General features: G+C 61.7%; 9 protein-coding genes and 1 pseudogene. 6 read left to right on the top strand and 4 right to left on the bottom strand.

What is annotated here, in order from left to right; all coding sequences use genetic code 11:
* Positions 1–22 precede the first annotated feature (22 nt).
* Positions 23–829, bottom strand: coding sequence for a TatD family hydrolase (locus tag HT737_RS06585; protein ID WP_047295491.1), 807 nt, complete (start codon positions 827–829; stop codon positions 23–25).
* Positions 830–1066: 237 nt separating this feature from the next.
* Here HT737_RS06585 and HT737_RS06580 point away from each other — a divergent pair, with 237 nt between their 5' ends.
* The 3 genes from HT737_RS06580 (at position 1067) to HT737_RS06570 (ending at position 3590) form a co-directional block, all read left to right on the top strand.
* Positions 1067–2488 (top strand): transglycosylase SLT domain-containing protein, encoded by a 1422-nt coding sequence (locus tag HT737_RS06580; RefSeq protein ID WP_182401909.1) that lies wholly within the window; start codon positions 1067–1069, stop codon positions 2486–2488.
* A gap of 108 nt (positions 2489–2596) precedes the next feature.
* A complete protein-coding gene (locus HT737_RS06575) occupies positions 2597–3031 on the top strand; it encodes a DoxX family protein (protein WP_007964771.1) in 435 nt (144 codons plus the stop codon).
* 250 nt (positions 3032–3281) lie between these two features.
* Positions 3282–3590, top strand: coding sequence for a hypothetical protein (locus HT737_RS06570; RefSeq protein WP_003226820.1), 309 nt, complete (start codon positions 3282–3284; stop codon positions 3588–3590).
* A gap of 3 nt (positions 3591–3593) precedes the next feature.
* Here HT737_RS06570 and greB read toward each other — a convergent pair whose 3' ends face one another.
* Genes greB through HT737_RS06555 form a run of 3 tightly spaced genes read right to left on the bottom strand, consistent with a single transcriptional unit; the run spans position 3594 to position 7313 of the window.
* The gene (gene greB, locus HT737_RS06565) at positions 3594–4091 is read right to left on the bottom strand and encodes a transcription elongation factor GreB (RefSeq protein ID WP_016770885.1); all 498 of its coding nucleotides are present in this window, start codon (positions 4089–4091) and stop codon (positions 3594–3596) included.
* A 34-nt stretch (positions 4092–4125) separates the two neighbouring features.
* Positions 4126–6630 (bottom strand): ABC transporter permease, encoded by a 2505-nt coding sequence (locus tag HT737_RS06560; RefSeq protein WP_182401907.1) that lies wholly within the window; start codon positions 6628–6630, stop codon positions 4126–4128.
* Complete coding sequence (locus HT737_RS06555) at positions 6630–7313, bottom strand: ABC transporter ATP-binding protein (protein ID WP_041069503.1); 684 nt, start codon at positions 7311–7313, stop codon at positions 6630–6632. The genes HT737_RS06560 and HT737_RS06555 overlap by 1 nt, the downstream gene beginning before the upstream one ends.
* 10 nt (positions 7314–7323) lie before the next feature.
* Between HT737_RS06555 and HT737_RS06550 the strand changes: the two are divergent.
* From HT737_RS06550 to HT737_RS06540, 3 genes and pseudogenes are all read left to right on the top strand, one after another.
* A pseudogene (locus tag HT737_RS06550) lies at positions 7324–7930 on the top strand (arylesterase).
* A gap of 57 nt (positions 7931–7987) precedes the next feature.
* On the top strand, positions 7988–8281 hold the full coding sequence (locus tag HT737_RS06545) for a hypothetical protein (protein WP_003226812.1): 294 nt from the start codon (positions 7988–7990) through the stop codon (positions 8279–8281).
* 137 nt (positions 8282–8418) lie between these two features.
* Positions 8419–9390 carry a L,D-transpeptidase family protein gene (locus tag HT737_RS06540; protein ID WP_041069516.1) on the top strand — a complete coding sequence of 324 codons (972 nt, stop codon included), beginning with the start codon at positions 8419–8421 and terminating at the stop codon, positions 9388–9390.
* Positions 9391–9422 lie beyond the last annotated feature (32 nt).

The following is a 9422-nucleotide window of genomic DNA, read 5'->3' as shown; positions in this document are numbered from 1 at the left end:
CCCACAGGAGAATTTCGGTGTGTCAGGGAAGGGCGGGAAGGTTGAAGAACGCACGGGCACACGCGGTGGTGTGCGCCGCCAGGTCTTCCTCGCTTTCGCCTCGGTGCAACGCCACTTCGCGCAATACTTCGGTCAGATACGCCGGCTCATTGCGGCCGTTCTTCGGCTTTGGCCGCAGGGTGCGGGGCAGCAGGTACGGCGCGTCGCTTTCGAGCATCAGTCGTCCGCGTTTGATCTCCTTGACCAGCGAGTGCAGGTGCGTGCCGCGGCGCTCGTCGCAGATCCAGCCGGTGATGCCGATGTGCAGATCCAGATCCAGGTAACTGAACAAGGCTTTCTGCTCGCCGGTAAAGCAGTGCACCACAGCGGCGGGCAGTTGATCACGAAAGTCCCGGAGGATTTCCAGCAGACGCTGGCTGGCATCGCGTTCGTGGAGAAACACCGGCAATTGCAGTTCTACCGCCAGCGCCAGATGTTCTTCGAGGACTTTTTCCTGTTGCGGGCGCGGCGAGAAATCACGGTTGAAATCCAGCCCGCATTCACCCACGGCGACCACGTTTGGCTCGTGCAGCAGACTGCGCAACCGGCGCGCGCTGTCAGCATTCCAGTCACTGGCCGAATGCGGGTGAATGCCGGCGGTGGCGAACAGCTGTTGGCCACCGTCATCCAGTTGCCGGCATAGCTCCAGCGCCTGTTCGCTACCTTCGACGCTGGTGCCGGTCAGCACCAGTTGGCAGACCCCGGCGGCGTAGGCGCGGTCGAGCACGGCCTGATGTTTTTCAGCAAAACCGGGGTTGGTCAGGTTGACGCCGATATCGATGAGTTGCATGGTTCTACCTCGGGCCGAAGGCCGGAAAGCATACCAGAGCTGTAGATTTATAAGAAAAGCCAAGAACTACAAAGAGTTATAGCTGTCTTTTGATGCCGTGACAGAGCCCGGGTTGGCGGATAAGCCATCACTGTGCCAGTCTCTCGCACTTTGCCAGCGCTCCAGGCGCTCTGTTTTCGTCGGCGATTTCGACCGTTCAGCGGTTAAAAAACGCCCCGTATTCTTTCCGGAGAGTGGATGCATCGTCCCTCGGTTTTGCTCCTGTTGTGTGCGTCGCTGCTATTGCCGATAACGGCGGTTGCGCGCTTGCCCGGGCCACAGCAAGCCGTGCCGGCCGCCAAGGTCCGAGACCTGTCGGAGATACGCAGCAGCCGCGTATTGCGAGTGCTGGTCAACCAGAGTCGCAACAGCTCCGGAGAAGTCCAGGGCCAGGCCATCGGTGTCGAATACCATCGCCTGCGCGCCTTCGAGCAATACCTCAATGGCCACGCCCGCGACGGCCAGGAAGTCACTCTCAAGATCATTCCCAAAGCCAAGGATCAACTGCTCGGCGCGTTGCAACGCGGCGAAGGTGATCTGGTGGCGCCCGGCGAGCTGCTTGATCTGCAACCCGGCCACGCGGTGGCCAGCAGCGAGCCGATCGCCAGCAACGTGCCGCTGGTGCTGGTCGGGATCAAGGGCGAGCGCCGTTACACCAAGGTCGAGCAGCTTTCCGGCAAGACCCTGGCCTTGCCCACCGGCAGTGCGGCGGGGGACGCGGTCAGCCAGCTCAATCAGAAACTGGCGCTGCACAAACTGGCGCCGATCAAGATCGAATGGGTCGATCCGACGCTGGCGGTCGAGGACGTGCTGGAGATGGTGCAGGGCGGAATCTTCCACCTGACTATCGTTGAGCAACCGATCGCCGAGCGCTGGGGCAAGGTCCTGCCCAAGTTGCGTTTCGACCGGCAATTGATGATCAGTGAACCGGGTGAGGAGTACTGGTTCGTGCGTCGTGATGCCTCGATGCTGCGGGCGAGCATTGATCGCTTCCTCGGCGGCTACAAGAAACCGGCGAACGAGGATGCCGAATTTCTGCGGATCTATCGGCGCCTCTACCAAGTGCACTATCCGTTGGCCAAGGCTGACCGTCAGCGTCTGGAAAAACTGCGCCCGACGCTGCAAAAACACGCCGATGCGCAGAACATGGACTGGCTGAACCTGGCGGCGCTGGCCTTCAAGGAGTCGGCCCTGCAACCCGGCGCCCGCAGCGGCAGCGGCCCGACCGGGTTGATGCAGATCACCCCGTCCGCGGCACAGCGGGTCGGTGTGAACAACATCCAGAATCTCGATGCGAATGTGCAGGCCGGGGCCAAGTATCTGGCGATGATCCGTCGCAAGTTTTTCAACAGTCCGAAACTCAATGAGCGCGAGCGCATGGCGTTCACCCTGGCCGCTTACAACATCGGTCCGGAACGGGTGCAAGGCATGCGCGCCGAGGCTCGGCGGCGCGGGCTGAATCCCAACCAGTGGTTTTTTCAGGTCGAGCGCATCGCCATGGAGCAGGTGGGCATGGGCCCCGTCAGCTATGTTAATAGCGTGAACAAGTACTACCTGGCGTTCGACCGGGAGCGGGAGTCACTGGAGCCCCGGGAACAGAAAGTCGCCTCACGTAAATGATCAAATAATTTGATTGTTATGGCGGAATAATTGCGCTTTTAACATGAATTTAACTGATTAATATAGCGGCCAATCCCAACACACTTCTCGCAAAACAAGGAATGCCCCATGAGCTCACTGATCAACAAGGTTCTGTTCACCCGCGCCGGTTACGGCCTGACCATTCTGCGTATCGCGGTCGGCGTGATCTTCGCCGCCCACGGTTCGCAAAAACTCTTTGGTCTGTTTGGCGGTTACGGTCTGGCGGGCACCGCGCAGTACATGGACAGCATCGGTCTGCACCCGGGTTACCTGATGGCCACATTGGCCGGCGGTACTGAGTTTTTTGCCGGTCTGGCGTTGATCATCGGCCTGCTGGTGCGCCCGGCGGCGCTGGGCCTGACCTTCCTGTCGCTGGTGGCGATCTTCACCGTGCACATCAGCAATGGTCTGTTCATGGCCAACAACGGTTACGAGTTTGCCCTGGCGCTGCTCGGTGGCAGCCTCGCGGTGATGATCGAGGGCGCCGGCAAGCTGTCGGTGGATCGCGCCATCGCCGGTTGAGCGCTCTGGATCAAGCAAAAGGCCCGCATTGTGCGGGCCTTTTTTTTGTTGTGGCTGATTCTTGACACTCATCGGTCACGTTCTCTAGGATGTTGCACATGCGCCGATTTAAACAGCTACTTGCGGGGCGCCAGGTGACTCAGACAGTTGCCGTCAGAAGCCGGAACAGGGCTTCGAAATACCGCTAAAGCGCTGGTTCGGTGTTGCCTCTCACCTGCCATGCAGACTTTTGAGGCAGAGACACGACACGATGAATGCACTACGCCCTCCAGCACGTCCCGCGCCGATCACGGCACATATCACCCAACGCAATCCAAAAATCCTGCTTGGCGGCAAACACCAGCCGACGCTGTTGCGTTATCTGGATGGCTGGCCACGTCGCAGCGGCGGTCCTGCCGCGTTCCTGATCCAGTTCGTTGAAGACGGCGAGTCGCTGGCGCGCTTTGCCAGTGACAGTTTTGACCTCGCCGTGATTCAGGCGCCGAGCGCTGAAGACGCGCCAGAAATGATCAAGCAACTGACCCGCGTTGCGCGGCAGGGACTGATCACGCGCCGCTGAGCGTTACGGATACTCGATCGCCACGATATAGACAAACTGCTCACCGGTTGGCGTCTGCACCCGAACCTCGGCGTCCAGCGCCTTGCCGATCAAGGCACGAGCCAGCGGTGAGTCAATGCTGATCAGACCCAGTTTCAGATCCAGTTCATCCGGGCCGACGATACGGTAGCGCGACTGCTTGCCGTCTTCGTCCTCGATGGTCACCCAGGCACCGAAGTACACCTTGTTCGGATCGCTGGGTTTTTCGCTGACGACCTTCAGTGCTTCGAGTCGCTTGGTGAGAAAACGCACGCGGCTGTCGATCTCGCGCAGCATTTTCTTGCCGTAGGTGTACTCGGCGTTTTCCGAACGATCACCCTGCGCCGCTGCCTCGCTGACTGCCTGCGTCACTTGCGGGCGGCGCACATGCCACAGTTCATGGAATTCGGCGCGCATCCGCGCTTCACCTTCAGGGGTGATCAGCGCGGTGCCGGCGGTGCGGGGAGGGCGATAACGGCTCATGGCAACTTCTTCTGGTGACGAAGGCTGGAGTCTATCAACCCTCGCGCAAGACTGTCAGCGGACTCGCATTCAGTGCTCGACGCGTGCCGAACACCCCGGCACCGCCAATCAGTGCGGCGCCAATTAATGGCAGCACCAGCAGCCATGGATGCGGATGCCATGGCAGATCGAAGGCAAAGCGATACAACACCAGACTCACCACTTCCGAACCGATGGCCGCCAGCAAACCGCTGACCGCGCCGAGCAGACCGAACTCGATACGCCGCGCCTTGACCAGCAACTGCCGTTGCGCGCCCAGTGCGCGTAACAACGCGCCTTGGCGAATGCGCTCGTCCAGCGTGGCCTGCAAGCCAGAGAACAGCACCGCCATCCCCGCCGCCAGCACAAACAACAATACATACTCCACCGCCAGGGTGACCTGGGCGAGGATGCTGCGCAGTTGTTCCAGCAGAGCTTCGACCTGAAGGATGGTCACCGCCGGGAATGCTCGTGACAGCTCGACAATCTGCTGATCGTGACCAGGTGCCAGATAGAAACTGGTCAGGTAAGTCGCCGGCAGATCCCTCAGGGTGCCGGGCTGGAAGATCATGAAGAAGTTCGGCTGAAAGTTGTCCCAATTGATTTCGCGCAGACTGGTGACCCTGGCTTCACGATTGACCCCGCCCACGCTGAACACCATGCGATCGCCGAGTTTGAGCTTGAGGCTTTCGGCGACTTTGCCTTCCACCGACACGCCCGGTATGTCTTCCGAGGGTTGCCCGGTCCACCACACACCGGCGGTGAGCGTGTTGCCGGCCGGCAAGTCGGCGGCCCAGGTCAGGCTCAAGTCGCGTTGCACTGCACGGTCGCCGGCGGAATCCTTGCTGACGATCTGCTGCACCGGTTCGCCGTTGATGCTGATCAGCCGTCCTGGCACCACTGGGTATAACGGTGCCGCTTGAGCCGAGACTTTGATCAGGTGGTCGGTGAAGGCTTGTTTGTCCGCGGGCAGGATGTTCAGGGCAAAGTAATTCGGTGCGTTTTTCGGCAACTGGTTTTGCCAGGTGTCGAGCAGCTCGCCGCGCAGCAGAGCGATCAATGCCATCGACAACAGGATCAGACCGAACGCCAGCGCTTGCCCGGCCGCCGCCAGCGGATGACGCAACAACTGCCCCAGACCGAGGCGCCACGGCAGCGGCGCACGGGCGAGCATCCGTCGCAGGCTGTTGAGCAGCAACAACAGCAAACCACCCAATACCAGCGCCGCGATTACACCGCCGCCCAGCAGGGCGAAAGTCAGCAACAGATCCAGACTCAGGCGCCACATGATCAGACCCAGTGCGCCCAGTGCCGCGCCGTAGACCATCCAGGTACTCGACGGAATCGGCAGCATGTCACGGCGCAGCACGCGCAGTGGAGGCACCCGACCCAGCGCGGCAAGCGGTGGCAGGGCGAAACCGGCCAGTGCGACCAGTCCCGTACCGATGCCGGCCATTGCCGGAAACAGGCCGCCCGGCGGGACATCTGCCGGCAGCAGATCATGCAGCAGGGCAAACAGCCCCAGTTGTGCCAGCCAGCCAAGCACCGCGCCACTGAGGGCGGCGAACAAACCCAGTACGCTCAGTTGAATACTGAACAACAGCATGGTTTCTCGACGCGACAAACCGAGGCAGCGCAGCAAGGCACTGGCGTCGAAGCGACGACTGGCAAAGCGGTTTGCAGACAGCGCCACGGCCACGCCGGCCAGCAATACCGCGACCAGACTCGCCATGTTCAGGTAGCGCTCGGCCTTGCCCAGTGCGCCGCCAATCTGCCGGTTGCCGTCGCGCGCATCCTGAATGCGCTGATTGGCTGCCAGGCCCGGTTTGAGCAATTGCCGATAGGTTTCCAGCGCCTGCGGTTCGCCGCGCCACAGCTCGCGGTAGCTGACGCGGCTGCCGGGCTGTACCACGCCGGTGGCGGCAAGGTCGTCGAGGTTGATCATCACCCGAGGCGTCAAGCTGTAGAAATTGCCGGCGCGATCCGGTTCGTAGGTCAGCACGCGGGTCAGTTTCAGCGTTTTCATGCCGACGTCGATGCTGTCGCCGATTTTCAGATCCAGGGCGGTCAGCAAACGTGCCTCGACCCACGCTTCACCGGGTTGCGGTTCGCCGCCGGTTGTCTCGGCGGCAAACGGCGCCGGGGCACTTTTCAGTTCGCCGCGCAGTGGATAAGCGCGGTCGACGGCTTTGATGCTCGATAACTGAATGCCGTTGTCGGTGGCGACGACACTGGAAAACTCCACGACCCGTGCTTGATTCAAACGCAGCTCGGTGCCGCTGCGAATCTGTTCGTCGCGGGCCGGCGAACTGCCTTCGAGGACCAGGTCGGCGCCAAGGAACTCGGTGGCGCGCAGCATCATCGCGCCGTTGAGACGGGCGCCGAAGTAGCCGATGGCGGTACTCGCGGCCACCGCCACCAGCAGGGCGAAGAACAACACGCGAAGTTCGCCGGCGCGAGCATCGCGCAGCAATTGGCGAAGGGCGAGACTGAACAGACGCAAGAGCGGCAGACGTGCCATCAAGGCTCCAGAGGGGCGACCAGCAGCCCGGCTTCAAGTCGAATCAGGCGCCGGCAGCGATGGGCCAGGCGTTCGTCGTGGGTCACCAGTACCAGCGTGGTGCCGCGTTCCTTGTTCAGTTCGAACAGCAAGTCGCTGATGCGCTCGCCGGTGTGGCTGTCGAGGTTGCCGGTGGGTTCGTCGGCGAACAGCACGTCGGGCTCGGCAGCGAAGGCGCGGGCAATCGCCACGCGCTGCTGTTCGCCGCCGGAGAGCTGGCGCGGCGAGTGCGTCAGGCGCTGGCCGAGGCCGACGCGCTGCAACAATTCAGTGGCGCGCTCACGGGCGTCCTTGCGGCCATCGAGTTCCAGCGGCAGCATGACGTTTTCCAGGGCGTTGAGGCTGTCGAGCAACTGGAACGACTGAAAGACGAAGCCTACGTGCTCGGCACGGATGCGCGCGCGCTGGTCCTCGTCGAGACTGCTCAGGCCCTGGCCGGCGAGAATGACTTCGCCGCTGCTCGGCAAATCGAGACCGGCGAGCAGGCCGAGCAGGGTGGATTTGCCGGAACCGGACGCGCCGACGATGGCCAGGCTGTCGCCCTGGTTCAGTTCCAGGCTGAGTTCGTGCAGGATAGTCAGTTCACCTTCCGCGCTGGGAACCACTTTGCTGAGGTTCTTCGCGGTGAGAATGCTTGCGCCCATGGAGAATCCGATGCGTGTGTGGTTTTTGAGTGCTGGCCTGGCCTTGATGTGCATGGCCCAGAACGCAGCGGCGGGTACTGTCCTGATCGTTGGCGATAGTATCAGCGCCGGTTTCGGACTGGATACCCGCCTGGGGTGGGTATCGCTGCTCGAGCAACGGCTCAAGGCTGAAGGTTTTGACGACAAAGTGGTCAATGCCTCCATCAGCGGTGACACCAGTGCCGGAGGCCAGGCGCGCCTGCCGGCGCTGCTTGCAGAGCATAAGCCGGAACTGGTGATCCTCGAATTGGGCGGCAATGACGGCCTGCGCGGAATGCCGCCAACGCAATTGCAACAAAACCTTGCGGCAATGATCGACCGCTCGCGCCAGACCGGTGCCAAGGTGCTCCTGCTCGGCATGCAATTGCCGCCCAACTACGGCAAGCGTTACACCGATGCCTTTGCCGAGGTCTACGGCAAACTTGCGGACGAGAAAAAACATCCCGCTGGTGCCGTTTTTCCTCGAAGGCGTGGGCGGGCATCCCGAGCTGATGCAGGCCGATGGTCTGCACCCGGCAGTCGGGGCTCAGGGCAAGTTGCTGGAAAATGTCTGGCCGACGCTAAAACCGCTGTTATGAGGCTTTTCTAGTGGCAGGCTTTCGGCTAATGTGGCGCCCCCTTATTTGGAGCCCCCGATGCCGCGTCCTGCCTGGTCCCTGTTTGCCTACCAACTGATCGAGCCTGACGAACAGCTGGATCTGTTCGCCTGCCAGGAAGTGCGGGTGCATCTGGTGACCCGTCAGCTCGAACTCGGTGGCTCGGCCGACCGCACGTTGTGCGGCAGTCTGTTGCCGGCGCAACCGCGCTGGTCGAGTGTGGATCGCCGGGTGTTCCAGGATCAGCGACTGTGTTCGTTGTGCCGGGCGATTCTCGAGTCACAAAAACGCGGCACCTCGCCGATCTGGCCTGAGTTGCGTTTCGAGCTCTAGGACCAACAGATCGCAGTCTGCGGCAGCGCCTGCATGAAGACTTCTGGCTGCCCATCGGCGCATCTCCCCGAATTCCCGAGGCGCGGTGTACAATCGCGCCCTTATACCCCTTGTTGATCATGCGAAGGATTTTCCGGATGTTGCCGCGCTTTCCTGCCGTCACCCGCTGCCTGTCACTTGCCGCCCTGTGTGTGGCCGGTCCCGTTGCTGCATTGGAGTTTCCCCTGCCTCCGCCTGGTGAGGACATCATCGGCCAGGTGCAGGTGATCAAGGCCAAGTACGAAGACACTTTCGCTGACCTGGGAACCAAGTACGACCTGGGCTATTCGGAAATGGTCGCGGCCAACCCGGGTGTCGATGCCTGGCTGCCGGGCGCGGGTACTGAAATCGTTCTGCCTACGCGGTTCATTCTGCCGCCGGGGCCGCGCGAGGGCATCGTGATCAACCTCGCCGAATACCGTCTCTACTACTACCCGAAAGGCCGGAACGTGGTGTACACCTTCCCGCTGGGTATCGGCCGTGAAGGGTGGGGTTCGCCAATCGCGCATACCTCGATCACCGCCAAGACGCCGAACCCGACCTGGACCCCTCCTGCGTCGATCAAGGCCGAGCACGCTGCCGATGGTGATCCGCTGCCGAACGTGGTGCCGGCCGGTCCTGACAATCCGCTGGGCCCGTTCAAGTTCACCCTGGGCACTCCGGGCTACCTGATCCACGGCTCGAACAAGAAGTTCGGCATCGGCATGCGCACCAGCCACGGCTGCTTCCGCATGTTCAACAACAACGTGCTGGAAATGGCGGCCATGGTGCCGGTCGGCACTTCGGTGCGTATCCTCAATGACGCGTACAAGTTCGGCAGCAGTGGCGGCAAGGTCTATCTGGAAGCGCACACGCCAATCGACGACAAGGGCAATCCGTCGGTAGTCGACAAGCACACCGCGGTGATCAACGCGATGCTCAAGCGCGAAGACGTGACCAACAATCTGCGCGTGAACTGGGATGTGGTGCGTGATGTGGTGGCGGCTGAAGACGGTCTGCCAACCGAAATCGGCACGCCGAACACCTCGGCACCGATTGTCTCGAGTGCGCCGATCGACCTGCAGCAATAAGCTCGATCCAGACCCCGCCGATGCAAGAAGCG

This window comes from Pseudomonas sp. MD195_PC81_125 (assembly GCF_014060985.1).
Classification (GTDB): domain Bacteria; phylum Pseudomonadota; class Gammaproteobacteria; order Pseudomonadales; family Pseudomonadaceae; genus Aquipseudomonas; species Aquipseudomonas parakoreensis.
Note: the sequence above shows the minus strand (reverse complement) of the source record. Positions and strands in the feature narration are given on the sequence as shown.